Consider the following 25,185-nt stretch of genomic DNA (forward strand, 5'->3'; position numbering starts at 1 on the left):
GGAAACGCCCGGTTACATTCCGAACCCGGAAGCTAAGCCTTTCAGCGCCGATGGTACTGCAGGGGGGACCCTGTGGGAGAGTAGGACGCCGCCGAACAAATTTTGAGCCTCAGCCCCCGAGTTTCGACTCGGGGGCTGGGGCTTTTCTGCGTTGTCCCGCAATACGCAGAGCCGGCCGGATCCGGTGCCCGACTACAGTGGGGCGGTGCGCTACGACCTGGTCATCTTCGACAACGACGGCGTGCTCGTGGACAGCGAGCCGATCGCCAACCGCATCCTGGCGGGCCTGCTGACGGAGTTGGGCCACCCCACCACGTACGAGGAGTCCGTCCGCGACTACATGGGCTCCGCGATGCACCGCGTCCACGACCTCGTCGCCGAGCGCACGGGGCAGCGGCTGCCGGAGGACTTCGACGCCACGTACTACGCACGGGTCTTCGAGGGCTTCCGGCGTCAACTGGAGCCGGTACCGGGCGTGGCGACCGTGCTGGGGAAGCTGGCGGCGGACGGGGTGGCGTACTGCGTCGCGTCCTCGGGCAGCCACGAGCGGATCCGGGTGGCGCTGAAGAAGACCGGGCTGTACGGGTACTTCGACGAGGAGCGGATCTTCAGCGCCCAGGACGTCGGGTGCGGGAAGCCGGCACCCGACCTGTTCCTGCACGCGGCGCGCACGATGGGCGTGGCGCCGGAGCGGTGCGCCGTGGTGGAGGACAGTCCGCTCGGGGTGCAGGCCGCGGTGGCGGCCGGGATGGACGCGTACGGCTTCACGGCGATGACGCCGGCGGAGAAGCTGGCGGGAGCGGGAGCCGGGGCGCGGGAGTTGTTCGCGGACATCGCGGAGCTGCCCGCGAAACTGTTCGTGTGATCGATCTACCCGTCCGTAGCCTGCGGCCCTACGCTGCACGCTCATGGACGGCATCGACGGCGGATTGCGCCACGGACGGGCCTCGTTGGCCGTCAGTTTCTTCGCGCAGGGGGCGGCGTTCGCGCTGCTGGTGACCCGGATCCCGGCGCTGCAGGACCGTTACGGCATCAGTGACGCGCTGCTGCCCGTGTTCCTGGCCGCGGTGCCCGTCCTGGCGGGCGTGGGCAGCGTCGTCACCGAGCACCTGGTCAAGCGGGTGCGGCCGAGCGTGGTGCTGCGCTGGGTGCAGCCCGTGGTGTGCCTGGCGCTGCTGGGCGCCGGCGCAGGGGACGCGCTGTGGCAGCTGGCGACGGCGCTGGCCGTCTTCGGGATATGCGTCGGCGCCCTGGACGCGTCCATGAACATGCTCGGGGTGAGCCTGCAGCGCGCGTACGGGCGCAGCATCATGCTGGGCTTCCACGCCGCGTACAGCTTCGGCGGCATCCTGGGGGCGTCGCTGGCCTGGGCGGGGGCGCACTGGCACCTGTCGCTGGCGGTGCTCTACGGGCCGGTGGTCGCGGTGCTGATCCCGCTGACGCTGGTGGGCAGTCGCTGGTACGTCGACCAGAAGGCCGATGCCCCGGACGGGCAGGACGGGGCGGCTTCGCCGGCCGCGACCGCGGTGGCGATGCGGCTGCTGCTGCCGCTCTGCATGGTGATGGCCTTCGCGTACATCGGGGACTCCACCGTCTCCAACTGGAGCGCGAAGTACTTGCAGGACGTGCTCGGCAGCTCCGAGCAGTTGGCGACCGTCCCGTACAACGTCTACATGGTCACCACGCTCCTGGGCCGCGCGGTCGGCGACCTCGGGGTGCGGCGCTTCGGGGCGGCGGCGGTGGTGCGCGCGGGCGCGCTGGTGGCGGCGGCGGGCTTCGCGGTGGTCGCGGGCGCGCCGGGCGCGTGGGTGGGGATGGCAGGGTTCACGCTGCTGGGCCTGGGGCTGTGCGTGATCGTGCCGCAGACGTTCGCGGCCGCCGGGCGGCTCTTTCCGGGGGCGTCGGACACGGCGATCGCGCGGTTGAACATCTTCAACTACGTGGGATTCCTGGTCGGTTCGCCCCTGGTGGGCGCGCTGGGCGACGTGTGGAGCTACCGGGGGGCGATGCTGGTCCCGATGCTGCTGGTGACGGCGACGCTGCTGTACGCCCGCTCGTTCGGGGCGGAGCCCGCCCGATACGGTGTCGACCATGAGCGGCCGCGCACAGCTGATGTGGGACGAGCAGGTAACGGGCTATGACTTCGGTCGCGGCCATCCGATGGACCCGGTGCGGCTCGCACTGACCATGGGGCTGGTCCGGGCCTTCGGTCTGGACCGGGCGGTGACCGTGGCCGCGGCCCCCGCGGCCGGCGACTCGACGCTGCGCCTGGTGCACGACGCGGAGTACGTGGCGGCGGTACGCCGGGCCTCCGCCGACCCCAAGGGCATGACGGAACTGGCGTACGGCCTTGGCACCGAGGACACCCCGGCGTTCGAGGGCATGCACGAGGTCTCGGCGCTGATCGCGGGCCAGTCGGTGGGGGCGGCCGAGGCGGTGTGGCGCGGCGAGGTGACGCACGCCGTGAACTTCGCGGGCGGGCTCCACCACGCGATGCCCGGGATGGCCTCGGGGTTCTGCGTCTACAACGACGCCGCGCTGGCCGTCGCCCGGCTGCTGGAGCTGGGCGCGGAGCGCGTCGCGTACGTGGACGTGGACGTGCACCACGGGGACGGCGTCCAGACGGCCTTCTGGGACGACCCGCGCGTGCTGACGATCTCGCTGCACGAGCACCCGCGCACGCTCTTCCCGCAGACCGGCTGGCCGGAGGAGACCGGCGGCCCGGAGGCGGAGGGCGGCGCGGTGAACGTGGCGCTGCCGGCCGGCACCGGGGACGAGGGCTGGCTCAGGGCGTTCGACGCGGTCGTCCCGGAGCTGCTCGCGGCCTTCCGGCCGCAGGTGCTGGTGACCCAGCACGGGGCGGACACGCACTTCGAGGACCCGCTGGCGCACCTCGCGGTGAGCCTGGACGCGCAGCGGGCGGTCGCGGAGGCGCTGCACGGCCTGGCGCACGAGCACGCCGAGGGCCGCTGGGTCGCCCTGGGCGGGGGCGGTTACGCGGTGGTCGACGTGGTGCCCCGGACGTGGACGCACCTGGTGGGCATCGCCGCCGGGCAGCCGGTCGCGCCGGAGGCGGCGACGCCCGAGGAGTGGCGGGCGGAGGTGTACCGCAGGACGCGGCAGATGGGGCCGCTGCGGATGACGGACGGCCGGGACGCGGCGTTCACCGGCTTCCACGACGCGGGGTACGACCCGGCGGACCGGCTGGACCAGGCGATCCTGGCGACCCGGCGGGCGGTCTTCCCGCTGCACGGGCTGCTGGCCTAGGTGTACTCGGTCAGGCCTTGGGCACGGCCGGGCCCTGCGAGGGGCGGTCGGGCGCCGGCCCGCAGCAGCTCCGCCGCACGTTCGGCGATGGCGTAGACCGTGGCGTTGGTGTTGGCCGAGACCGGGGCCGGCATCACCGAGGCGTCGGCCACGCGCAGACCGTCGACACCGCGCACCCGCAGGGCGCGGTCGACGACGGCGTACGCGTCGGTGCCGATGCGGCAGGTGCCCGCGTAGTGGTTGCAGGAGCGCAGGTTGCGGCCGAGGTAGGCGCGCAGCTCGGTGCCGCCGGTGGTGTCCGGGCCGGGGAGGACCTCCTCGCCGTACCAGTCCGCCAGCGCGGGGCCGGAGGCGAGCTCCCGGGCCGCGTCCAGGCCCCGCACCATCGTGTCGAGGTCGCGGATGTCGGCGTAGTAGCGGGGGTCGATGAGCGGTGGGGCGCCGGGGGCGGTGCCGGAGAGCCGGACGGTTCCGTGGCCGTACGGCGCCATGAGGGCGACCGTGATCGTCCAGCCTTCGCCGACGGCCGGCCCGGGCAGGCTCTCCTCGCGGATCGGGACGTCGACGACCTGCAACTGCACGTCGGGGCCCGGTGCGTCGGGCCGGGTGCGGATCAGGCCCTGGACCTCGCCGTGGTTGTTGGCGCCCGGCGGGACGGGGCGGGGGGCCCGTACGACGACGCCGCAGGCCACGTGGTCCAGCAGGTGGGAGCCGACGCCGGGCAGGTGCACGGCGGTGGGGATGCCCCAGTGGCGCAGGTGGTTGCGGGGGCCGATGCCGGAGAGCATGAGCAGTTGCGGGGTGCCGACCGCGCCCGCGGCCAGGACCACCTGCCCCGACGGGGAGCAGCGGGCGGTGCGCAGCCCGCCGTCCACGGCGTACTCCACGCCCGTGCAGCGTTCCCCGGTCAGGAGGACCCGGTGCGCCAGGGCCCCGGTCAGCACGTGCAGGCCCGGCCGGTGCCGTGCCGGGCGCAGGTAGGCCGTGGCGGCGTCCTGGCGTACGCCGTCGGCGATGCTGAGGTCGCCCCAGCCGAACCCCTCCTCCAGGCCGCCGGCGAGGTCGCCCGCCTCCGGGTGGCCGGCGTCGACGGCGGCGCGCAGGAAGTCCCGGGCGACGGGGTGGCGGTCGGCGGCGGGGCCGACCCGCAGGGGTCCTTCCATGCCGCGCAGTTCCGGGTCGCGGCCCGGGACGCCGGTGAGGTCCTCACTGCGGCGGAAGCAGGGCAGCAGGTCGTCCCAGCCCCAGCCCTCGGCGCCCTCGGCGGCCCAGGCGTCGTAGCCGGAGCGGTGGCCGCGCAGGAAGTTCATGGCGTTGATGGCCGAACTGCCGCCCAGGCCGCGGCCGCGGGGCCACGGCACCGCGAGGCCGGTCCCGGTCTGCGGCACGGTGCGGTCCGCCCAGTCCAGGGGGGTGCCGAGCAGGCCGGGCCAGGCCGCGGGGACGGAGACCTCCGGAGGGCGGCCTGCCCCGCCGGCCTCCAGGAGCAGCACGCGGGCCGTGTCGTCCTCGGAGAGGCGGGCGGCGAGCACGCACCCCGCGGATCCCGCCCCCACCACGACGTAGTCGAACTCGCCCGTGTCGGAGGAGATGTCGGCCACGGGGGCTCTCCCATCGCTGTCGCGCGCTATGTCCGTATTGTACGGAGGGTTTCGCCGGGTACGCCGACCCGAACGGCCGCCCCCCGGGAGTGATGTCCGGGTCGTTCCGGCACGTGAGGGGGGCGGGGGAGGCCACCATCGGCGCGTGGTGACTGTCGGCGCGCTGCGGGCGCATCTGGTGGGGGCGGGTATCGCGGGGGTCGTGACGACACCGCGGGAGAAGAGCCTGCGCAGCTATCGGCTGTTCGCCGCGGGTGATCCGCGGCAGACGCTGGGGCTGGAGCCGGCGCGGGCTTGGACGCAGTCCGGTCTCCTGCGGTTGATGGCCGACCGATGTGGGGTTTCGCCTGACCCGGGGCACACTTCCGGGCAGGATGTGATCGACCCGGACCGCACGCTCGCGGGGCTCGAGGCCTTCGCCGGCCGGCTGAAGGAGGCCGCGCGGCGCAGGGAGCCCGTGCTCATCGGTACTGGTCACCCGCATCGGCTGCTCGGCTTCTACGCCGGATTGGCGGCCGGGTTGTCGGCGGCGGGATGTCCCGTCCTCACCCCATCGCATGGCCGATGTATCGACATGGCGACGCAATTCGGCCTACGCACGCACAACCTCTGGTACGTAGGGGGCGTCGCGACGGTCCGGGATGCGCCGGGTGAGGGCGCCCGTGGTGCGCCGGCGGTACACACGCACTCCCCGCTCCCGGTTCGGGCCGCGCTGGCCGGTGCGGCAGGACGCGGGGGACTGCTGCCGAGCCTCGTGGTGGGAGACCACGGCTGGGTCTGCGGAGCAGGTCAGCTGGGCATCGAGGCCATCGGGCTGGCCGATGCGGACGACCCCGCGGTCTTCGTCGCCGAGGCGGAGGGCAGGGTTTCGGTCGTGGTTCCGCTTGATGACGCTGTGCGGTCCGATTACTACCGACCGCTTACGCGCTATGTACTCAATCGAGCGTGTCTGTCACAGTAGTCAACCGATCGCTACTCCTCTTCCCCACTTGCATCACCCGCACCTAATCTGGGGAGGAGCGCACGTGCGAGAGGGAGTCACCGGAGGGGAAGCCGGTGCCCGTCATGTGCGGAAGGTTCAGGTGTGTCATGGCTTCAAGCGAGAGGCCTCTCAACGAGGTCGTGTTCCTGACCGTGGCAGAGGTCGCCGCGGTGATGCGAGTGTCCAAGATGACCGTGTACCGGCTGGTGCACAGCGGTCATCTGCCGGCGATCCGGGTGGGGAGGTCCTTCCGGGTGCCGGAGCAGGCCGTCCATGACTATCTTCGGGAGTCCTACGTGGGGGTGGGGGAAACTGCCTGACGACCGCCTCGGTTTCTACTCGGCGCTTGCGGACGGGTAGGCTGTGCCGACGTAGGTCGTGTGGGCTCGGACGCCCCGCACCGAGTGAAAACGAAGCGAGGGTAGTCGTGGGCTCTGTCATCAAGAAGCGGCGCAAGCGTATGGCCAAGAAGAAGCACCGCAAGCTGCTGAAGCGTACGCGTGTGCAGCGTCGCAACAAGAAGTAAGCGAGCTACGCGTCGCACTTCACTGCCCTCCCGCCCCCACGGACCGTGGGGGCGGGAGGGCAGTCGCGTTCCCGGGGGGACCGCCGGCCGGGCCCTCCTTGACGGTGCTCGTACGTTCGGGCGTCATCACGGCGCAACATCGAACCGATACGGTGCGTACATGCGGTGCGAGGGAAGGCGCTGATCTTGGGCAAAGTGGTGCTCGTGACCGGAGTCGCCCGCCAGCTCGGCGGCCGGCTGGTACGACGCGTGATGCGCGACCCCGACGTCGACCGGGTGATCGGGGTCGACACGATGCCGCCCCCGCACCATCTGGGCGGCGCGGAGTTCGTCCGTGCCGACATCAGGCACCCGATGATCGCGAAGGTGCTGGCGGAGCGCTCGGTGGACACGGTGGTCCACATGGACGTCAGCGGCACGCTGCCCGGCCGGAGCAGCCGGACCGCGGTCAAGGAGACCAACGTCATCGGCACGATGCAGCTGCTGGGCGCCTGCCAGAAGGCCCCGACGGTGCGCCGCCTGGTGGTGAAGTCCACGACGAGCGTGTACGGCTCGGCGCCCCGTGACCCGGCGGTCTTCACCGAGTCCATGCCGCCCAAGTCGCTGCCCAGCGGCGGCTTCGCCAAGGACGCGGTCGAAGTCGAGGGATACGTACGCGGCTTCGCACGGCGTCGCCCGGACGTTGCCGTATCGGTTCTGCGGTTCGCCAACATCCTCGGCCCGCGGGCCGACACCCCGCTCGCCGAGTACTTCGCGCTGCCGGTGCTGCCGACCGTGCTCGGCTACGACCCGCGGCTGCAGTTCGTGCACGAGGACGACGTCGTCGACGTCCTGATGCTGGCCCTGCGCGACGAGCGCAACGGGACGATCAACAGCGGCACGTTCAACATCGCAGGTGACGGGGTGCTCCTGCTGTCGCAGACCGCGCGACGGCTGGGGAAGCCCACGGTGCCGGTGCTGCTGCCCGCCGTCACCTGGGTGGGCCAGATGCTGCGCACCGCCGGCGTCACCGACTTCTCGCGCGAGCAGATCCGGCTGCTCACCCACGGCAGGGTCGTGGACACCACGCAGATGCGCGAGACGCTCGGCTTCACCCCGAAGTACACCACCGCCGAGACCTTCGGCGACTTCGCCCGCAGCCACGGCCACGGCCTGCTGCCGCCGGACCGGCTCGCCGAGGCCGTCGACCGGCTCGCCGCGCTGGTCCCCGCGGGCGGCCCCCGAGGACTGAGCTCGTGAGCAATGCTGCGAGGAGGAACCGCACCATGGCGGACGCCAAGGTCATCCCGTTCGATGAGGACACGCGGACGCGGAGGGGGGCACCGCGGTCGCGTGGGCGGGCCGCGGCCCGCGGAAAGGCGGGCGGCGACACCGGGAACGCGGTGGCCGCGCTGCCGGTGGAGGAGCGTGCCGTACGCGTCGCCGCGGAGCCCGACGCCGTCCAGGACGCCGTGACGGCCTCTGCGGACACCCCCGGCACCGATGGTGCCGGTGAGGCGTCCGAGGGCGTGCAGGCCGCGGCGGAGGGCGCTGAGGGGCACCCCGGCACACCGGGCGGCCCGCTGGTCGCCGCGCTCGGCTCGGCCGCGGACCGGCTGCTGGGCGGGCCCTGGGAGCGCCGGGTGGCGCACGGTCTGGCCTTCCTGCGCCGCCGGATCACCGGCGACTACGAGGTCGACGACTTCGGCTACGACGAGGAGCTCACCGACCAGGTCCTGATGTCGCTGCTCCGGCCGCTGTACGAGTCGTACTTCCGGGTCGAGGTCAAGGGCATCGAGAACATCCCGGCCGAGGGCGGTGCCCTCGTGGTGGCCAACCACTCCGGGACGCTGCCGATGGACGGGCTGATGATGCAGGTCGCCGTCCACGACCACCATCCCGCGGGGCGGCACCTGCGGCTGCTGGCGGCGGACCTGGTGTTCGTGCTGCCGCTCGTCAACGAGCTGGCCCGCAAGGCCGGGCACACCCTCGCCTGCGCGGAGGACGCCCAGCTGCTGCTCGAACGCGGCGAGGTGGTCGGCGTGATGCCCGAGGGCTTCAAGGGGCTCGGGAAGCCCTTCTCCGAGCGCTACAAGCTGCAGCGCTTCGGGCGGGGCGGCTTCGTCGCGACCGCGCTCAAGACCGGGGTGCCGATCGTCCCGTGCTCGATCGTGGGCGCGGAGGAGATCTACCCGATGGTCGGCAACGCCAAGACGGTGGCCCGGCTGCTGGGCTTCCCGTACTTCCCGGTGACGCCGACGTTCCCGTGGCTGGGGCCGCTGGGCATGGTGCCGCTGCCGACGAAGTGGACGATCCAGTTCGGCGAGCCGATCCCTACGGACGGCTACGCGCCGGAGGCGGCCGAGGACCCGATGCTGGTCTTCAACCTGACCGACCAGGTACGCGAGACCATCCAGCACACCCTCTACAAGCTGCTGGTGCAGCGCCGCTCGGTCTTCTTCTGAGGTTCCGGGCCTTCCGTCCGGCCCGCAGGAGCCGGACACGGCGGTGGGCCGGGGCATGGCGCCCCGGCCCACCGCCGTGAGGTCCCCGCTCAGTCGCCCCTGTCGTCCTCGGCGCTGAGCCCGAGACCCGGGAGCAGCCCGGGCAGCAGCGGCGGGAGGGTGACCGACGGCTGGGTGCCGTCGCCGCCCGAGGTGCTGCCGGTCGGCGTGGGGTCGAGCAGATCGCCGGTGCCGCCGATGAGGCCGCTGTCCGAACTGCGCGACGCCGAAGGGCTGGCCTTGTCGCCGCCGCGCTCGTCGGCGGACCCGCTCGCGGAGCCGCTGACCGAGGGCGAGGGCCCGCGGGTGCCGCTCGCGGAGCGGTCGCCGCTGCCCGGGACGCCGTGGCCGTCACCGTGGCCGGAGCCGGTGGAGGGCGGCAACAGCCTCTGCAGCGGGGCCACTTCGTCCTCTATGGCGTCGAAGACGGAGGTGACCTTGTTGCCCACGTCGTCGAGCCGGGAGGGGAGCTTGCCGCGCAGCTCGGTCCAGCCCCTGCGGTGGTTGCTGGAGAACGCGGAGAGCGTCTCGATCGGCTGCAGCGAACCGTCCTTGCGGTACGCGGCGGCGAGCAGCCGGTGGCCCTCGGAGGCCTCCTGCTGCATCCCCGACAGCGCCCTGCGGATCTCGCCCACCGACTCGTCGTCGAGCTCGCCGCCCCGGCCGCGTTCCATGAGGCGGCGCGCCTCCTGGAGCCGGGTGGAGGCGAGGTCGAGGTAGACCTTGCCGCGGTCGGCGTCGTCGTCGGCGAGGTTGAGGCGCATGTCCTCCATGCCCCGTTTGAGGCCGTAGAGGGTGTCGCCGGGCAGCGCGTCCGTGCTCGCGGCGGCGACGCCGCCGAGGGCGCCGGCCGCCACACCGACGGAGAGGCCGCCGGCGGCGAGCCTGCGCGACCACGCGGAACGCGGCTTCAGCTTGCCGAGACCGCGGCCGTCGGCGCGGTGCGCGCCCCGGCCGCCGTCGCGTTGTACGGGAACCGTCAGGGTGCCGTCGGCGAGCGCGGCCTCCATGGCGGCGATCAACTGGGCACGCTGGACGGTCTTGGTCTCCGGGTCCAGCGTCGGTCGCGGTACGTCCCGCAGGGCGTCCGCCAGGGCCAGGAACGCGCCCTGGCCCGGATCCGCATGCCGGTCCGCGGCGTGGGCGCCGTGCTGTACGCCGGCACCCGTCTGGGGGCCTTCGCCCTCGAGGGCGTCGGCGAAGGCGTTAGCCCGCCGGTGCGCCGTTGGATTCGCGATCACGGGCGGCACCTCCTCTCGTCATCCACCTCGACTCCCCGTAGTGCCTTCAAGGTTGTGCACCTTGAGCCTTTCCACCCGATCGAGTGATCGGAAGCGGGCAGAGCACGGCATTGGGGGGTCCGCATGTGATGCAACGAGTGCCGCCCGAGTTGGGTTACGCAGTCATGATGATCGGACCGTGGAGGCAGTCGCAAGATGAAGATCCATCCATCGCGCTATCGCGCGTCGTCGGGGAGGAGCCGGGCGAGGGTCCGTACGGCGCGGTACTGCAAGGTCTTGATCGCGCCCTCGTTCTTGCCCATGATGCGGGCCGTCTCGGCGACCGAGAGCCCCTGCAGGAAGCGCAGCGTCACGCACTCCTGCTGTTGGGGGTTGAGCTTGCGGACGGCCCTGAGCAGCGACTCGTTGGACAGCGCCTCCAGGACGCAGTCCTCCGGGCTGGGCTCGACCTCGTTGGCGTCGAGCATCTCCCCGGTGGTCACCTCCAGCCGGAAGCGGCTGGACTTGAAGTGGTCGGCCACCAGGTTGCGCGCGATGGTGACCAGCCACGCGCCGAAGTCACGCCCCTGCCAGGTGAAGGTGCCGATGCGGCGCAGGGCGCGCAGGAAGGTCTCGCTGGTCAGGTCCTCGGCGGTGGCCTTGCCCCCGACGCGGTAGTAGATGTAGCGGTAGACGGTGTCCGAGTAGTGGTCGTAGAGGCGCCCGAAGGCCTCGGTCTCGCCGGCTTGGGCGCGCTCGACCAGGTCCATCATGCGTCCGCTGTCACTGTCGGCCGCCGGCCGGCGCGGGGTGGCGCCCGTGGACCGGTCGGCCTGCTGGGTGCTGCGGGACCGTCTGCCGACCGTGGCCCGGCCGTCGGCCAGCGCGTAGGCGCGGCCGGCGGGCGCTGCCGCCGTGGCGAGTGCGGGGACGAGCACGGCGTGCGCGGGGACAACGCGCAGCAGGTGCTCGGCCACCAGTGCGCGCAGCGTAGCCAGGCCAGAGGCGTCAACCCCGGTGTGTGGGTACACGGGACTCCCAGAGGCAGAACTTCCATCACGTGCAGTACGGAACCGTTCACCCGTCGTAGGGACGTGTGGGTACCGGCTTGCGTCTGAGGAGAATAACGCTTCGTACAGGCGACGCTACACCGAGTTGCTGAAATCGTCGGTTCCGCCCACTCTCTGGCGGAATGGTGATCGATCAATTATCGAACACCGGAACAGTGTTGACCACATAGCGTCGTGAAATGCTCGCGTGGAGAGCGTGTTGTGGCTGTGTGGCTCACCGTGAACTGACGGGGCGCCAGGGGGGTGACCCGGGCGTGTCGCCCGCGTCCCTAGCGGCGGCGGCGCTGCAGGGCCATCGCGGCGGCGGCGCCGCCCGCCACGGCGCCCACGCCTGCGGCCGCAGGGATGCCGATTTTCACCGCCTTGCGACCGGTGCGGTAATCGCGCAGCCGCCAGCCCTTTTCGCGCGCGTGTTTGCGCAGCCGCGTATCGGGATTGATCGCATATGGATGTCCGACGAGCGACAGCATCGGGATGTCGTTCGACGAATCGCTGTACGCGGCGCAGCGCGAGAGTTCGAGTCCCTCCGCGGCGGCGAGGGCCTTGACGGCCTCGGCCTTGGAGGGGCCGTGCAGGGGCTCGCCGACCAGCCGGCCGGTGTAGAGGCCGTCGACGTGCTCGGCGACGGTGCCGAGGGCACCGGTGAGGCCGAGCCTGCGGGCGATGATCGTGGCCGTCTCCACCGGGGCGGCCGTCACCAGCCAGACCCGCTGCCCGGCGTCGAGGTGGGCCTGGGCGAGCGCGCGGGTGCCGGGCCAGATCTTGTCCGCCATGTACTCGTCGTAGATCTCCTCGCCGATGGACATGAGTTCCTCGACGCGGTGCCCCTTGATGATCGAGAGCGCGCTCTCCCGCACCTCCTGCATGTGCTCGGGGTCCTCGGACCCGGCGATCCGGAAGTACGCCTGCTGCCACGCGAAGCGCGCGAGGTCACGGCTCTGGAAGAACTTCCGCTTGTACAGGCCGCGCCCGAAGTGGAAGATCGCGGCGCCCTGCATCACGGTGTTGTCCAGGTCGAAGAAGGCGGCCGCGTGCGGATCGCCGACCACGGGGAACGCGGGGACGCCCGCCAGGTCGTCCTTGTTCTCCACGGGTGCCGCGAGCGCGGCCTCCGCCGCGGCCTCGCCGGCCAGCACGCTGCGCGCGGTGGCGGAGCGCTTACGGGGGGTGAGCCATCGCAGAGCGGCCATGGGGCGAGCATAGCCAGTCCGTTGGGCAACTCCGGTGCACCGATGGAGCAGGTGAATGAACTCCTCGCGACGAGGGTGTTACCGCGGGTCGGGAGTTGACGGAGGCAGAATGGCCGGCATGAGCCCTCTGTTCGGACGCGATGCCCGCAATGCCCGGAGAAACCCGGCGGATCGGACGGTCACGCTGATCGCCAAGCCCGGCTGCCACCTGTGCGACGACGCCCGGACGGTGATCCGCAGGGTCGTCGACGACCTGGGCGCGCGCTTCGAGGAGAGGGACATCACGCGCGACGAGGAGTTGCACGACCGGTACTGGGAGCAGATCCCGGTCGTCCTCATCGACGGGGAACAGCACACCTTCTGGCGTGTCGACGAGGGCCGGCTGCGGCGCGGGCTGGGCGCCTGAGGGCCCTGGTGCGACAGGTGGGCGATTTGCGCGTGTTCCTCTGGACGCGGGTGCTCGATTACCATCAAGGCGTTTTGTGTAGTGCGGGGGTGCGTGAGTAAGGATGGTGACTGCGTGCTCCCGGGCAGACTTCAGGCGCGCGGCGGCTTCGCCGTGGTCGATCTGGAGGCCACCGGTTCCAGTTCGCGGCGCCACCGGGTGGTCGAGCTGGCCGTGGTGCTCCTCGACAGCGACTTCGGGCACGAGGGCGAGTTCTCGACCCTCGTCGACCCCGAGGGGCCGGTCGGCCCCACCCACATCCACGGCATCGAGCCCCGCCACGTCGAGGCGGTCGGCGCACCCCTGTTCGGGCAGATCGCCCCGAGGCTGCTGGGGCTGCTGCGCGGGCGGGTGCTGGTGGGGCACAACGTCGGCTGCGACCGCGCGTTCCTGGCGGCGGAGTACGCCCGGCTCGGCGTGGAGTTCCCCGTCGTCCCCGAACTGTGCACCATGCGGATGGCCGCGCTGCGGGAGACCGCCCCGGGCGGGCTGAGCCTGCTGGCGTGCGCCGAGGCGGCCGGACTGACCGGCTGGACCGCGCACACGGCGCTGGGGGACGCCCGTACGACGGCCCGGCTCTTCGCCTCGTACGTCCCGGACCACCCGGGTGGACCCGCGCAGACCGAGAAGGCGCTGGCGCGCGCGGCGGTGGTCGAGTGGCCGCAGTTGGCCGGAGCGGACGCGCTGTGGGTGGGGCGCCGGGGTGCGGACCGGGCGCCCGCGTGGAACGTTCCGTCGCAGCAGAAGGTTTCTTACGCCCGTAATGGGGGTGCGTGATGCCGGTCACTTCCCCCGGGCAAATCGGACACCATCTTTGTGCACGCGTTCACAAAGACATAGCCTGGCGTGCACGGGGCGGTCCCAACGACGGGTGCCGCCCGCAGCCCAGCTCTACCCGCAGGAGCATCGTGGCAACTGGCCGAACTCACCGACCGGCGACCCGCAGCCGAGGGATTCCCGAGGCCACCGTCGCCAGGCTCCCGCTGTACCTGCGGGCCCTGACCGCGTTGTCCGAGCGATCGGTGCCCACCGTGTCCTCGGAGGAGCTCGCGGCCGCCGCCGGGGTGAACTCGGCCAAACTGCGCAAGGACTTCTCCTACCTCGGTTCGTACGGAACCCGCGGGGTCGGCTACGACGTCGAGTACCTCGTGTACCAGATCTCCCGCGAGCTGGGCCTCACCCAGGACTGGCCGGTCGTCATCGTCGGCATGGGAAACCTCGGGGCCGCGCTCGCCGGGTACGGCGGCTTCGCCTCCCGGGGCTTCCGCATCGCCGCGCTCATCGACGCGGACGTCCAGCTCACCGGACGGCTCATCGCCGGGCTGCCCGTGCGGCACGCGGACGAGCTGGAGGGCATCGTCCACGACAACCAGGTGTCCATCGGCGTGATCACGACGCCGGCCGGGGCCGCCCAGGAGGTCTGCGACCGCCTGGTGGGCGCCGGGGTCACCTCGATCCTCAACTTCGCCCCGACCGTGCTGACCGTCCCCGACGGGGTCGACGTCCGCAAGGTCGACCTCTCCATCGAGCTGCAGATCCTCGCCTTCCACGAGCAGCGGAAGGCCGGCGAGGAGCTGGAGGGCAGCCTCGCGGCGCCCCCGGTGGCGGCCAAGGCGGCCCGCGACGGCGGCCGCCGTCCAGGACCTGACGGGGACGTCCCCGCCGTGATGCCGGCATGAGCCTCCTCGTCGTCGGACTGAGCCACCGCACCGCCCCCGTCAGCGTCCTGGAGCGCGCGGCGCTCGGTGAGGACACCAAGGGCAAGCTGCTGCTGGACGTCATGGCCGCCGAGCCCGCCGGTGAGGCCGCGGTGCTGTCCACCTGCAACCGCATCGAGCTGTACGCGGACGTCGACAAGTTCCACGCCGGTGTCGCCGAGCTGTCCACGCTGCTGGCGCGGCACAGCGGGGTCGGTCTCGACGAGCTGACCCCGCACCTGTACGTGCACTACGAGGACCGGGCCGTCCACCACCTGTTCTCGGTCGCCTGCGGCCTGGACTCCATGGTCGTCGGCGAGGGCCAGATCCTCGGCCAGATCAAGGAGACCCTGGGGCTCGGCCAGGAGCTGCACACCGCGGGCCGGTCCCTGAACGACCTGTTCCAGCAGGCGCTGCGGGTCGGCAAGCGCGCGCACTCCGAGACCGGGATCGACCGGGCCGGGCAGTCGCTGGTCACCTTCGGCCTGGAACAGATGGCCGAGGCCGTCGGCGGCGTCCCCTTCGAGGAGTGGGGCAAGGGCAAGCGCGCCCTGGTCGTCGGCGCCGGCTCGATGAGCTCGCTCGCCGCGGCCACCCTCGCCCGCGCGGGGGCGGGCGAGATCGTGGTCGTCAACCGCACGCAGGAGCGCGCCGAGCGCCTCGCCGAAAGCGTCGGCGGCCGCGCCGCGTCCATGGAGGACCTGGCCGGCGAGCTGTCGTACGCCGACATCGTCGTGTCCTGCACCGGGGCGACCGGCCTGGTGCTCACCGCCGACACCGTCGCCCGCGCCACGCTCTCCCGGGCCCTGCGCTCCGGCGGCGAGACCGTCGCGCCCATCGGGATGCTCGACCTCGCCCTGCCGCGCGACATCGACCCGCTGGTGCACTCCCTGGACGGCGCCCACGTCACCGACCTGGAGACCATTGCCGCGGCCGCTGCCGACGCCCCGATGGCCGCCGACGTCGACGAGGTGCGAAAGATCGTTTCCGCTGAGGTGGCCGCCTTCGGTGCCGCCCAGCGTGCCGCGCACATCACGCCGACCGTCGTCGCCCTGCGCGCCATGGCCGCCGACCTGGTCGCCACCGAGCTGGCGCGCCTCAACGGCCGCCTCCCCGACCTGGACGAACGGCAGCGCGCGGAGGTCACCCAGACCGTGCGCCGCGTCGTCGACAAACTCCTGCACGCGCCTACTGTGCGGGTCAAGCAGCTCGCGGGCGAGCCCGGCGGGGCCGGGTACGCCGACGCGCTGCGTGAACTCTTCGACCTGGACCCCCAGGCGGTCGCCGCGGTCAGCAGGGCCGACTCACCGGGCACGCCGGTGATCCCCTCCGCGGCCGTCCCGCCGGCGGTGTCGGCTGCTTCAGCAACGAGTGACTCGAATCGAGGGCGGGCATGACGAGCCCAACCGCACTGAAACTGGGAACCCGGCGCAGCGCGCTGGCGCTGGCGCAGTCCGGCATGGTGGCCGAGCAGGTCCGCCGGATCACCGGCCGTGACGTGGAGCTGGTGGAGATCACCACCTACGGTGACGTCTCGCGTGAGCACCTGGCGCAGATCGGCGGTACCGGCGTCTTCGTCTCCGCCCTGCGCGACGCGCTGCTGCGCGGCGAGATCGACTTCGCCGTCCACTCCCTCAAGGACCTCCCGACCGCCGACCCCGAGGGCCTCACCCTCGCCGCGGTCCCGCTGCGTGAGGACCCGCGCGACGCGCTGATCGCGCGCGACGGCCTCACCTTCGAGCAGCTGGCCGCCTCCCCCCGGGGCGCCCGCATCGGCACCGGCTCGCCGCGCCGCATGGCGCAGCTGAACGCCTGGGCCCACTCGATGGGGGTGCGCGTGGAGACCGTGCCGATCCGCGGCAACGTGGACACGCGCATCGGATATGTTGCCTCAGGCGACCTCGACGCCGTCGTGCTCGCCGCTGCCGGACTCAGCCGGCTGGGCCGCCTCGCGGAGGCCACCGAGCTGATCTCCTGCGACGTCGTGCTGCCCGCTCCCGGACAGGGGGCGCTGGCCGTCGAGTGCTCTGCGGACGACGCAGGGCTCGCCGGCGTGCTCGCCGAGCTCGACGACCCGTTCACCCGGGCCGCCGTGACCGCCGAGCGCGCACTGCTCGCCGCCCTCGAGGCCGGCTGCTCCGCGCCCGTGGGCGCGCTGGCCGACCCCGTCGTGGACGGGCAGATCACCGAGCTGCGCCTGCGCGGTGTCGTCGGGACCACCGACGGCTCCTCGCTGGTGCAGATGTCCATCACCGGTCCGACCCCCGCCTCCCGGGACGAAGCCGTGGCCCTCGGCCACGAGCTCGCCACCGAGATGCTCGCCAAGGGTGCGGCCGGTCTTATGGGGGAGCGCGAACTTTGAGCCCCACCGCCGCCGCAGCGACCAACACGACCGCAGACGCCACCGCGGCCGGGCCGGCAGGACCGGCCGGAACGGCAGGCAGTACGGGTACCGCGGGAACCGCGGGCCACACCGGGACCGCGGGCACGGGTACGCCGCGCTCCGCCCACGGGCACGTCACCTTCCTTGGTGCCGGGCCCGGTGACCCCGGGCTGCTGACCCTGCGCGCCGTCGAGGCGCTCGCCCACGCCGACGTCCTGGTCGGCGACCAGCACGTACTGGACGTCGTACGGACCCATGCCCGGCCGGGCGTGGACACGGCGCAGCCGGGCGACGCCGAGGGGGAGTTGAGCCCTTCGGCCGCCGCGGCCAAGCTTTTCATGGCCTCCGCGCGCACCGGCAAGCGGGTCGTCCGTGCGATCGCGGGCGACCCCGGACTCGACGCCGCGGCCGCCACCGAGATGCTCGCCTGCGCGCAGGCGGGCATCCCCTTCGAGGTCGTCCCGGGCGTGGCCGCGGCCGTGGGCGTGCCCGCGTACGCCGGCGTGCCGCTCAGCGGCGACGTGCGGTTCGTGGACGCCGCGACCGCGTCCGGACGGTGCTGGAGCGAGGTGGGCACGAGCGACGCGACCCTGGTCGTCTCCACCACCCTGCAGACCGTCGCCGCCAACGCGGCGGAGCTGGTCTCGGGGGGCCGCAAGCCGGACACCCCGCTGACCGTGACCGTCGCCGGTACGACGACCCGCCAGCGCACCTGGTCGGCGACCCTGTCGACGATCGCGGCCGAGCTGAAGGCGACGAAGGCGCTGCCCACCCCGGAGGGCCCGATCGCGGCGATAGCCGTGGTCGGCGAGCCGACCACGCGGCGCGACCTGCTCTCGTGGTTCGAGACCAAGCCGCTGTTCGGCTGGAAGGTGCTCGTCCCGCGCACCAAGGAGCAGTCCGCGTCCCTCTCCGACCAGTTGCGCTCCTACGGTGCCGTGCCGCACGAGGTGCCCACCATCGCGGTGGAGCCGCCCCGTACGCCGCAGCAGATGGAGCGCGCGGTCAAGGGCCTGGTCACCGGACGGTACGAGTGGATCGCCTTCACCTCGGTGAACGCGGTCAAGGCCGTCCGCGAGAAGTTCGAGGAGTACGGGCTCGACGCGCGTGCCTTCGCCGGGATCAAGGTCGCGGCGGTGGGCGAGCAGACCGCCCGGGCGCTGGTGGACTTCGGCGTGAAGCCGGACCTGGTGCCCAGCGGCGAGCAGTCCGCCGCGGGCCTGCTGGAGGACTGGCCGCCCTACGACCCCGTCTTCGACCCGATCGACCGGGTCTTCCTGCCGCGCGCCGACATCGCGACGGAGACCCTCGTGGCGGGCCTCGTGGAGCTCGGCTGGGAGGTCGACGACGTCACCGCCTACCGGACCGTGCGGGCGTCGCCGCCGCCGGCGGAGACCCGTGAGGCGATCAAGGGCGGCGGGTTCGACGCGGTGCTGTTCACCTCGAGCAGCACGGTGCGGAACCTGGTCGGCATCGCGGGCAAGCCGCACAACGTGACCGTGATCGCCTGCATCGGCCCGGCCACCGCGAAGACCGCGGAGGAGCACGGGCTGCGGGTGGACGTGATGGCCCCGGAGCCGTCCGTCCACGCGCTCGCGCAGGCGCTGGCGGACTTCGGCGTCCGGCGGCGCGAGGCGGCGATCGCCGCGGGCGACCCCGTGACGCGTCCCAGCGAGCGCCGTCCCGGGTCCCGGCGCAGGGCCCGCGTCTGACCGGACCCGGCCGTGTTCTCCGTGCCCCCGGCTCCCTCCGTGGAGCCGGGGGCCGTCGCGTTCCGGGGCCGACACCGGGTCGGCATGAGCACGGCGCACACGGGCGTACCGTGGAACGCGGAAACGGCCCGGGACGGAGAAAGGCGCGGCGCGGTGATGAGCGGAAACGGAAGCGGATACGGTCAGTTCCCCGGTACGAGGCCTCGCCGGCTGCGCACGACGCCCGCGATGCGCCGCCTCGTCGCGGAGACCCGGCTGCACCCCGCCGAGCTGATCCTCCCGGCCTTCGTCCGCGAGGGCATCGACGCGCCGGTGCCGATCTCCGCCATGCCGGGCGTCGTCCAGCACACCCGTGACACCCTCCGCAAGGCCGCCGTGGAGGCGGCCGAGGCGGGCGTGGGCGGGATCATGCTCTACGGCGTGCCGCTGGACGAGAAGAAGGACGCCGTGGGAACGCCCGGCACGGACCCGGACGGGATCCTGCAGGTGGCGATCCGCGACGTGGTCGGCGAGGTCGGCGACGCCCTGGTGGTCATGTCCGACCTCTGCCTGGACGAGCACGTCGACCACGGCCACTGCGGCGTGCTGGACGCCGAGGGCCGGGTGGACAACGACGCGACGCTGGAGCGGTACGCGGAGATGGCCCGGGTCCAGGCGGACGCCGGCGTCCACGTCGTCGGCCCCAGCGGCATGATGGACGGTCAGGTCGGCGTGATCCGGGGTGCCCTGGACGCCGCCGGGTACCAGGACGTGTCGGTGCTGGCGTACACGGCGAAGTACGCGTCGGCGTTCTACGGGCCGTTCCGGGAGGCCGTCGGATCCTCGCTCAAGGGCGACCGCAAGACCTACCAGCAGGACCCGGCGAACCTGCGGGAGTCGCTGCGCGAACTGGCGCTGGACGTCGCCGAGGGCGCCGACATGGTGATGGTGAAGCCCGGGCTGCCGTACCTGGACGTGGTGGCGAAGGTCGCCGAGTCGGTGGACGTGCCGGTGGCGGCGTACCAGGTCAGCGGCGAGTACGCGATGGTCGAGGCGGCCGCCGAGCGCGGCTGGATCGACCGCGACCGGGCGATCATGGAGGCCCTGACCGGCATCCGCCGCGCGGGCGCCCAGCTGATCCTCACCTACTGGGCGACCGAGGTGGCCGCGCAGCTCTGACGGCTCCGTCGGCTCTGACGGCTCTGACGGTGGCCCATCGGCCGCCGTCAGGGCCGTCTTCGCGCACCGGGCGCCGCTCCCGGTGAACAGCCGCGCCGGGCAGGCGAGTCCGGTCATGGCCGCGATCGGCGGCAGAGCGCCGGGACGCCCCACCTGACCCGCTGTCACCCCTCGCCAAGCGGGTCGCTTCCCCGCGTGCATCGCCGGTACTGCCGTTCGGCAGGTGAGGCAACGTCCCGCGGTGCCCGTGCCGTTCGGGTCCGGTCGGGGCGTGATCGGCGGCAGAGGAGTGATCATGCTCGGCCGGGTCTGCAGCCGGGGCGGTCACCTGCCGAAGGAGGGGTGGCGGCGCTCTTCCCGCCTGCTCGGGCGTGGTGCCTTCAGATGATCGCGCGCAGGACGCGGAAGCGGACGGCGTGGTTCCAGGCTGCGCGGCATTTCATTACATCAAGTGTCTTTGGTCGCGATTCGGACTTAACGGCTGATGTGGGTGGCAAATTCACAGCAAGTCCACAGCAGGCGGAGGCGCAAGGGCCTCCGCCGTGAAAGGAGAACCGCGATGCGGATTCCCCGATTCGCCGCCGCGCTGGGCGTCGCGGCCGCCGTCCTTCTGGGCGGGGCCGGTGCCGCCGGCGCCGCAGCGCCGCCACCGGCGGCGGTGTCGCACACGACCCAGGCGACAAACGACCGGGGCGGCGAGTACCGGCACGACGGTGACCGCGGCCGGGGCGGCGAGTACCGGCACTACGGTGACCGCGGCCGGGGCGGCGAGTACCGCCGTGACCGGGGGCGTTACGGCCGCTGGTACCACCGCCACCACCGGCACCACCCCCGTTGGCACCACCGCCACCACCGTCACGACCACCGCTGGCACTTCCACCGCTGAGCGGTACTGACCGGGTCGTCTCGGGGGTGTCCTTCCACCGCGGGGAAGGACACCCGTACCTCGGGCCCGGCAGGGAATCCCTCTAGTCCCACCAGAAGGACCAGGTGGGCACGCCCACCAGGGACTCGGCGTACGCACGGAGCGAACCGCTGCCCTGGGTGATGTTGTCCGGGCAGAAGGCGAAGTGCTCGGCGGCCACGGCCTCGGCCTCCCGCACGGTGGCCGGCGGCGCGGCCACGGACAGCACGAGCACGTCGAAGGCGAGGGCCACGACGCGCACGCCGAAGCGCTCCTCCCAGGAGCGCAGCACCGAACAGAGCCGGGCCACGTCGTTCTCGTGGTTGCACGGCCCCGTCCAGCCGATGGCCGCGGGGACGTCGGCGCTGCGCCGGGCGGGGACGAGGGCCGCTCGGGGGTCCTTGAACCACCCCGCCTCGACCACGGTCGCGGCGACCTCGGCCGCCCTGACGTCCGGGTCGGCCTCGAACTCCCGCGCCGGGGCGAGGCCGGGCCACGCCCGGCCGAACGGGGCGACCAGGTCCGCCGCGTCCTCGTCGGGGGCCTCGTCCTCGTCGTCCTCGTCCTCGTGGCCCCAGAAGTCGGCCAGCACCTCGTCGGCGTCGTGGTCGCCCGGGTAGGACATCATCCCCGGGTCCAGTTCCGCCGTGGCAGGCAGCGCCGCGTCCATGGAGAGCAGCACCGGGTGCAGTCCCGCCGTCATGCGCGCGGGGAGCAGCCGTTCCCAGGAGCCGGGCCCGGCGGTCTCCTCCGCGTGCCAGAGCAGCGGTTCGGGCCACCGGCCGTCGCTCGTGGCGTCGACGAGCGTGCCGGGCGGGAGGTCGAGGCCCAGGGACCGGCCGTCCGGGTCCTGTGCGAGCTTCGGGAGCTGGTTGGGGAGCATCGCCATGGGCGTGAATGTAGGGGTGCCCACTGACAACGGCGGCCCCGGGGGGAGTGCCGACTCCCGCCGGGGCCGCCGTCGTACGGACGCGGGGCGCGTCAGAGGCGCTCGGGCGTGCGGATGCCGAGCAGCGCCATCCCCTGGCTCAGGGTGCGGGCGGTCAGGTCGCAGAGGAAGAGGCGGTTCTCCTTGACATCGGGAGCCGGCTCGGGCTTCACGACCGGGCACTGGTCGTAGAAGGTCGTGAACGCCGAGGCCAGCGCGTAGAGGTACGAGGCCAGCTTGTGCGGCTCGTACGTCTCCGAGACGGCCGCCAGGGTCTCCGCGAACTCGTCCAGCAGCAGGCCGAGCGCCCGTTCGGCCGGGGCCAGCGGCAGCTCGGGGTGGGCGGCCGGCTTCGCGTCGCCCGCCTTCCGCAGGATCGACTGGATACGGGCGTACGCGTACTGCAGGTACACGCTGGTGTCGCCGTTGAGCGAGACCATCCGGTCCAGGTCGAAGACGTAGTCCCGGCCGAGCGAGGTCGACAGGTCGGCGTACTTGATCGCGCCGATGCCGACCTCCTTGGCCCGGTCGGCGACCTCCGCGTCCGTCAGCTCCGCGGACTTCTCCCGGATGACGGTCGCGGCCCGCTCCACGGCCTCGTCCAGCAGGTCCACCAGGCGGAACGACTCGCCGGACCGGGTCTTGTACGGCTTGCCGTCCTTGCCGAGCAGCGCGCCGAACGGGATGTGGAGCGCCTTGACCTCGTCGGTCAGCCAGCCGGCCCGCCTGGCCGTCTCGAAGACCATCTTGAAGTGCAGCGCCTGCCGGAAGTCCACGACGTACAGGAGGGTGTCCGCGTGCAGGTCCGCGGTGCGGTTGCGGATCGCGGACAGGTCGGTCGCGGCGTAGCCGAAGCCGCCGTCGGCCTTCTGCACGATGAGCGGGACCGGCTCGCCGTCCTTGCCCTTGACGTCGTCGAAGAACACGCACAGCGCGCCGTTGGAGCGCACGGCGACACCGGACTTCTCCAGCAGCTCGCAGGTCTCGACGAGCATGTCGTTGTAGCCGGACTCGCCGACGACGTCCTCGTCGCGGATCTCGATGTCGAGCTTGTCGTAGACCGAGTTGAAGTAGATCTTCGACTCGTCCACGAACCGCTGCCACATCGCCAGCGTCTCCGGCTCGCCCGCCTGCAGGTCCACGACCCGCTTGCGCGACCGGGTCTTGAAGTCGTCGTCGGAGTCGAACACGGCCCGCGAGTCCTTGTAGAGCCGGTTGAGGCGCGACATGGAGGCCTCGCCGGCCTCCTCGCCCGCGTCGGACGCGTCGTGGTCCAGCTCGTGCGGGTGCTCCACCAGGTACTGGATGAGCATGCCGAACTGGGTGCCCCAGTCGCCGATGTGGTGGCGCCGGATCACCGTCTCGCCCTCGAACTCCAGGATCTTGACGAGCGCGTCGCCGATCACGGAGGACCGCAGGTGGCCGACGTGCATCTCCTTGGCCACGTTCGGCTGCGCGTAGTCGATCACCGTGACGCCGGGCGTGGCCTTGGCGGGCACGCCGAGCCGGTCGTCGGCGGCCCGGGCGGCGAGCGTCCGGGTGATCGCGGAGTCGGCGACGGTGATGTTGAGGAAGCCGGGGCCGGAGACCTCGACGGAGGAGATCAGCCCGTCGTCCGCCGGGAGGGCGGCCACGACCTCGGCGGCCAGCTCGCGCGGGTTCGCCTTGTTCCGCTTGGCGAGGCCCAGCACACCGTTGGCCTGGAAGTCGGCCCGGTCGCTACGTCGCAGCAGCGGGTCGGCACCGAGGGCGTCAGCGACGCGCTGCTGGATCGAGGCGGAAAGCGAGTTGACCGAGGCCATGGGATGGGTGCTTCCTGAGAGGGATCGGAGATCAACCCTCAGTATCCCACGCGCTACCACTCATTTTTCTCTGGGACAATTGCCGGGTACCGCGCTACCCGCTGCACAGGTGGAAGGAAGTCGAGACAGTGGCTCAGAGCACCGAGGCCGACTGGGTCGCCCGCTTCGCGGACGACGTCATCGCGGAAGCCGAGCGGCGGGCTCCGGGCAAGAAAATCGTCGTCGCCTCCGGGATCAGCCCCTCCGGGCCGATCCACCTCGGCAACCTGCGCGAGATCATGGTCCCGCACCTGGTCGCCGATGAGATCAAGCGGCGCGGCGTGCCGTGCGAGCACATCCTGTCCTGGGACGACTTCGACCGTTACCGCAAGGTGCCGGCCGGCTACGACCCGTCCTACGCGGAGCACATCGGCAAGCCGCTGACCTCCGTGCCCGCGCCCGAGGGCAGCCCGTACGAGACGTGGTCGGACCACTTCAAGGCCCCGTTCCGCGAGGCGCTGGCGGCGCTGGGCGTCGAGGTCACCGAGATCAGCCAGACCGTCGAGTACACCTCCGGCACCTACCGCGAGCAGATCCTGCACGCGATGCGCGAGCGCCGGCGGATCGACGAGGTGCTCGGCCGCTACCGGACGAAGAAGAAGGGCGGCGAGGAGCAGGACGACGAGGAGGCCTCGCTCGCGCAGGCCCCCGAGTACTTCCCGTACAAGCCCTACTGCTCGGCCTGCGACAAGGACCTGACCACGGTCGTCGCCTACGACGACGACACCACCGACCTCACCTACGAGTGCCAGGCCTGCGGCAACCGCGAGACGGTGCGGCTGAGCGAGTTCGACCGCGGCAAGCTGGTCTGGAAGGTCGACTGGCCGATGCGCTGGGCCTTCAAGGGCGTGGACTTCGAGCCCTCCGGCGTGGACCACCAGTCGCCCGGCTCCTCGTGGATGGTCGGCCAGCAGCTCGTCCGCGAGATCTTCGGCGCCGAGCCGCCCATCGGCCCGATGTACGCCTTCGTCGGCATCAGCGGCATGGCCAAGATGTCCAGCTCCAAGGGCGGCGTGCCGATCGCGGCCGACGCCCTGCAGATCATGGAGCCGCAGCTGCTGCGCTGGCTGTACGCCCGCCGCCGGCCGAACCAGGCGTTCAACATCTCCTTCGGCGACGAGATCTCCCGCACCTACGACGAGTGGGACGCGCTGGAGCGCAAGGTCGCCGAGGGCACGGCCGCCCCGGTGGACCTCGCGGTGCACTCGCGGGCCGCGCGCACCGCCAGCGGTGAGCTGCCCACCACCCCGCACAAGCTGCCCTACCGCACCCTCGCCTCGGTCGTGGACATCACGACCGGGGACGAGGAGCAGACGCTGCGCATCCTGCGCGACTTCGACCAGGAGCAGCCGCTGGCCTCCCTGGACGAGGCCCGGCCGCGACTGGACTGCGCCGAGCGCTGGGTGAACACCCACGTCGAGCCCGAGGCCCGCACCCGGGTGCGTACCGAGCCCGACGCGGAGGCCCTGGCGGCGCTGTCCGGCGAGGAGCGGGAGGCGCTGAAGCTGCTGGTGGACGGGCTGCCCGAGCACTGGTCGCTGGACGGGCTGACCACCTTGGTCTACGGCGTGCCGAAGGTCCAGGCCGGCTTCGCGCCCGACGCCAAGCCGACGCCGGAGATGAAGGTCGCCCAGCGGTCCTTCTTCGCCCTGCTCTACCAGCTGCTGGTCGGCCGGGACACCGGGCCGCGGCTGCCCACGCTGCTGCTGGCGGTGGGTCAGGACCGCGTGCGGGAGCTGCTCGCGGCGAGCTGAGCCGGACTCAGATGTGACGGCGGC

23 protein-coding genes and 1 rRNA gene are annotated in these 25,185 nt (G+C 72.3%); 18 read left to right on the plus strand and 6 right to left on the minus strand.

The features are described 5' to 3' along the window. The 4 genes from rrf to PV410_RS32935 form a co-directional block, all read left to right on the plus strand. Window positions 1-97, plus strand: a 5S ribosomal RNA gene (rrf, locus tag PV410_RS32920); the annotation flags it as partial. A 108-nt stretch (window positions 98-205) separates the two neighbouring features. Then, window positions 206-865, plus strand: a complete 660-nt coding sequence (locus PV410_RS32925) for an HAD family hydrolase (protein ID WP_500329415.1) — start codon at window positions 206-208, stop codon at window positions 863-865. Window positions 866-908: 43 nt separating this feature from the next. Beyond that, window positions 909-2,141: an MFS transporter gene (locus tag PV410_RS32930; RefSeq protein ID WP_500329416.1), complete on the plus strand. Its 1,233-nt coding sequence runs from the start codon at window positions 909-911 to the stop codon at window positions 2,139-2,141. Next, the gene (locus tag PV410_RS32935; RefSeq protein WP_500329417.1) at window positions 2,092-3,267 is read left to right on the plus strand and encodes an acetoin utilization protein AcuC; all 1,176 of its coding nucleotides are present in this window, start codon (window positions 2,092-2,094) and stop codon (window positions 3,265-3,267) included. The genes PV410_RS32930 and PV410_RS32935 overlap by 50 nt, the downstream gene beginning before the upstream one ends. Here PV410_RS32935 and PV410_RS32940 read toward each other — a convergent pair. Further along, the gene (locus PV410_RS32940; protein ID WP_500329537.1) at window positions 3,264-4,859 is read right to left on the minus strand and encodes a GMC family oxidoreductase; all 1,596 of its coding nucleotides are present in this window, start codon (window positions 4,857-4,859) and stop codon (window positions 3,264-3,266) included. The genes PV410_RS32935 and PV410_RS32940 overlap by 4 nt on opposite strands. Window positions 4,860-5,013: 154 nt before the next feature. Here PV410_RS32940 and PV410_RS32945 point away from each other — a divergent pair, with 154 nt between their 5' ends. From PV410_RS32945 to PV410_RS32965, 5 genes are all read left to right on the plus strand, one after another. Further along, window positions 5,014-5,829 (plus strand): phosphatase, encoded by an 816-nt coding sequence (locus PV410_RS32945; RefSeq protein WP_500329418.1) that lies wholly within the window; start codon window positions 5,014-5,016, stop codon window positions 5,827-5,829. A gap of 128 nt (window positions 5,830-5,957) precedes the next feature. Continuing rightward, window positions 5,958-6,170 carry a helix-turn-helix domain-containing protein gene (locus PV410_RS32950; protein ID WP_018558718.1) on the plus strand — a complete coding sequence of 71 codons (213 nt, stop codon included), beginning with the start codon at window positions 5,958-5,960 and terminating at the stop codon, window positions 6,168-6,170. Window positions 6,171-6,277: 107 nt separating this feature from the next. Continuing rightward, complete coding sequence (locus tag PV410_RS32955; RefSeq protein WP_003948845.1) at window positions 6,278-6,376, plus strand: 30S ribosomal protein bS22; 99 nt, start codon at window positions 6,278-6,280, stop codon at window positions 6,374-6,376. A gap of 186 nt (window positions 6,377-6,562) precedes the next feature. Beyond that, window positions 6,563-7,615: an NAD-dependent epimerase/dehydratase family protein gene (locus PV410_RS32960; protein WP_500329419.1), complete on the plus strand. Its 1,053-nt coding sequence runs from the start codon at window positions 6,563-6,565 to the stop codon at window positions 7,613-7,615. A gap of 26 nt (window positions 7,616-7,641) precedes the next feature. Then, entirely contained in the window at window positions 7,642-8,820 is a 1,179-nt protein-coding gene (locus PV410_RS32965; protein WP_500329420.1) for a lysophospholipid acyltransferase family protein, read from the plus strand. A gap of 89 nt (window positions 8,821-8,909) precedes the next feature. Here the strand turns inward: PV410_RS32965 and PV410_RS32970 are convergent, their stop codons facing one another. From PV410_RS32970 to PV410_RS32980, 3 genes are all read right to left on the minus strand, one after another. Beyond that, complete coding sequence (locus PV410_RS32970; protein ID WP_500329421.1) at window positions 8,910-10,100, minus strand: DUF5667 domain-containing protein; 1,191 nt, start codon at window positions 10,098-10,100, stop codon at window positions 8,910-8,912. Window positions 10,101-10,315: 215 nt separating this feature from the next. Further along, the gene (locus tag PV410_RS32975; protein ID WP_499513264.1) at window positions 10,316-11,110 is read right to left on the minus strand and encodes a sigma-70 family RNA polymerase sigma factor; all 795 of its coding nucleotides are present in this window, start codon (window positions 11,108-11,110) and stop codon (window positions 10,316-10,318) included. 308 nt (window positions 11,111-11,418) lie between these two features. Continuing rightward, on the minus strand, window positions 11,419-12,339 hold the full coding sequence (locus PV410_RS32980) for an HAD family hydrolase (RefSeq protein ID WP_500329422.1): 921 nt from the start codon (window positions 12,337-12,339) through the stop codon (window positions 11,419-11,421). 109 nt (window positions 12,340-12,448) lie between these two features. On the opposite strand from PV410_RS32980, the gene PV410_RS32985 reads away from it, so the two are divergent. The 8 genes from PV410_RS32985 (at window position 12,449) to PV410_RS33020 (ending at window position 20,620) form a co-directional block, all read left to right on the plus strand. After that, window positions 12,449-12,745: a glutaredoxin family protein gene (locus PV410_RS32985; protein WP_499513266.1), complete on the plus strand. Its 297-nt coding sequence runs from the start codon at window positions 12,449-12,451 to the stop codon at window positions 12,743-12,745. A 114-nt stretch (window positions 12,746-12,859) separates the two neighbouring features. Beyond that, entirely contained in the window at window positions 12,860-13,561 is a 702-nt protein-coding gene (locus tag PV410_RS32990) for a 3'-5' exonuclease (protein ID WP_500329423.1), read from the plus strand. A 131-nt stretch (window positions 13,562-13,692) separates the two neighbouring features. Further along, window positions 13,693-14,463 (plus strand): redox-sensing transcriptional repressor Rex, encoded by a 771-nt coding sequence (locus PV410_RS32995; protein ID WP_499513268.1) that lies wholly within the window; start codon window positions 13,693-13,695, stop codon window positions 14,461-14,463. Beyond that, a complete protein-coding gene (locus PV410_RS33000) occupies window positions 14,460-15,878 on the plus strand; it encodes a glutamyl-tRNA reductase (protein WP_500329424.1) in 1,419 nt (472 codons plus the stop codon). Before PV410_RS32995 ends, PV410_RS33000 begins: the two co-directional genes overlap by 4 nt. Next, complete coding sequence (gene hemC / locus PV410_RS33005) at window positions 15,875-16,843, plus strand: hydroxymethylbilane synthase (RefSeq protein ID WP_500329425.1); 969 nt, start codon at window positions 15,875-15,877, stop codon at window positions 16,841-16,843. The genes PV410_RS33000 and hemC overlap by 4 nt, the downstream gene beginning before the upstream one ends. Next, on the plus strand, window positions 16,840-18,576 hold the full coding sequence (locus PV410_RS33010) for a bifunctional uroporphyrinogen-III C-methyltransferase/uroporphyrinogen-III synthase (protein WP_500329426.1): 1,737 nt from the start codon (window positions 16,840-16,842) through the stop codon (window positions 18,574-18,576). The genes hemC and PV410_RS33010 overlap by 4 nt, the downstream gene beginning before the upstream one ends. Before the next feature lie 156 nt (window positions 18,577-18,732). Continuing rightward, on the plus strand, window positions 18,733-19,734 hold the full coding sequence (gene hemB / locus PV410_RS33015) for a porphobilinogen synthase (RefSeq protein ID WP_500329427.1): 1,002 nt from the start codon (window positions 18,733-18,735) through the stop codon (window positions 19,732-19,734). A 559-nt stretch (window positions 19,735-20,293) separates the two neighbouring features. After that, window positions 20,294-20,620: a hypothetical protein gene (locus tag PV410_RS33020; RefSeq protein ID WP_500329429.1), complete on the plus strand. Its 327-nt coding sequence runs from the start codon at window positions 20,294-20,296 to the stop codon at window positions 20,618-20,620. Between the two features lie 82 nt (window positions 20,621-20,702). Here the strand turns inward: PV410_RS33020 and PV410_RS33025 are convergent, their stop codons facing one another. Beyond that, a complete protein-coding gene (locus PV410_RS33025; protein WP_500329430.1) occupies window positions 20,703-21,527 on the minus strand; it encodes a DUF4253 domain-containing protein in 825 nt (274 codons plus the stop codon). A gap of 92 nt (window positions 21,528-21,619) precedes the next feature. Beyond that, entirely contained in the window at window positions 21,620-23,368 is a 1,749-nt protein-coding gene (argS, locus tag PV410_RS33030; protein WP_500329431.1) for an arginine--tRNA ligase, read from the minus strand. A 128-nt stretch (window positions 23,369-23,496) separates the two neighbouring features. Here argS and lysS point away from each other — a divergent pair, with 128 nt between their 5' ends. Then, window positions 23,497-25,161: a lysine--tRNA ligase gene (gene lysS / locus PV410_RS33035; protein ID WP_499513276.1), complete on the plus strand. Its 1,665-nt coding sequence runs from the start codon at window positions 23,497-23,499 to the stop codon at window positions 25,159-25,161. Window positions 25,162-25,185: the final 24 nt, after the last annotated feature.

The organism is Streptomyces sp. PA03-5A (genome assembly GCF_033792725.1).
GTDB lineage: Bacteria > Actinomycetota > Actinomycetes > Streptomycetales > Streptomycetaceae > Actinacidiphila.

Excerpts from the sequence above, each read along its gene's own strand:
- PV410_RS33020 (WP_500329429.1), top strand. The coding sequence starts at position 20,294 with ATGCGGATTCCCCGATTCGCCGCCGCGCTGGGCGTCGCGGCCGCCGTC.
- PV410_RS33025 (WP_500329430.1), bottom strand. The coding sequence starts at position 21,527 with ATGGCGATGCTCCCCAACCAGCTCCCGAAGCTCGCACAGGACCCGGAC.
- PV410_RS32930 (WP_500329416.1), top strand. The coding sequence starts at position 909 with ATGGACGGCATCGACGGCGGATTGCGCCACGGACGGGCCTCGTTGGCC.
- PV410_RS33000 (WP_500329424.1), top strand. The coding sequence starts at position 14,460 with ATGAGCCTCCTCGTCGTCGGACTGAGCCACCGCACCGCCCCCGTCAGC.
- hemB (WP_500329427.1), top strand. The coding sequence starts at position 18,733 with ATGAGCGGAAACGGAAGCGGATACGGTCAGTTCCCCGGTACGAGGCCT.
- hemC (WP_500329425.1), top strand. The coding sequence starts at position 15,875 with ATGACGAGCCCAACCGCACTGAAACTGGGAACCCGGCGCAGCGCGCTG.
- PV410_RS32935 (WP_500329417.1), top strand. The coding sequence starts at position 2,092 with ATGAGCGGCCGCGCACAGCTGATGTGGGACGAGCAGGTAACGGGCTAT.
- PV410_RS32985 (WP_499513266.1), top strand. The coding sequence starts at position 12,449 with ATGGCCGGCATGAGCCCTCTGTTCGGACGCGATGCCCGCAATGCCCGG.
- PV410_RS32965 (WP_500329420.1), top strand. The coding sequence starts at position 7,642 with ATGGCGGACGCCAAGGTCATCCCGTTCGATGAGGACACGCGGACGCGG.
- argS (WP_500329431.1), bottom strand. The coding sequence starts at position 23,368 with ATGGCCTCGGTCAACTCGCTTTCCGCCTCGATCCAGCAGCGCGTCGCT.
- PV410_RS32980 (WP_500329422.1), bottom strand. The coding sequence starts at position 12,339 with ATGGCCGCTCTGCGATGGCTCACCCCCCGTAAGCGCTCCGCCACCGCG.
- PV410_RS32950 (WP_018558718.1), top strand. The coding sequence starts at position 5,958 with ATGGCTTCAAGCGAGAGGCCTCTCAACGAGGTCGTGTTCCTGACCGTG.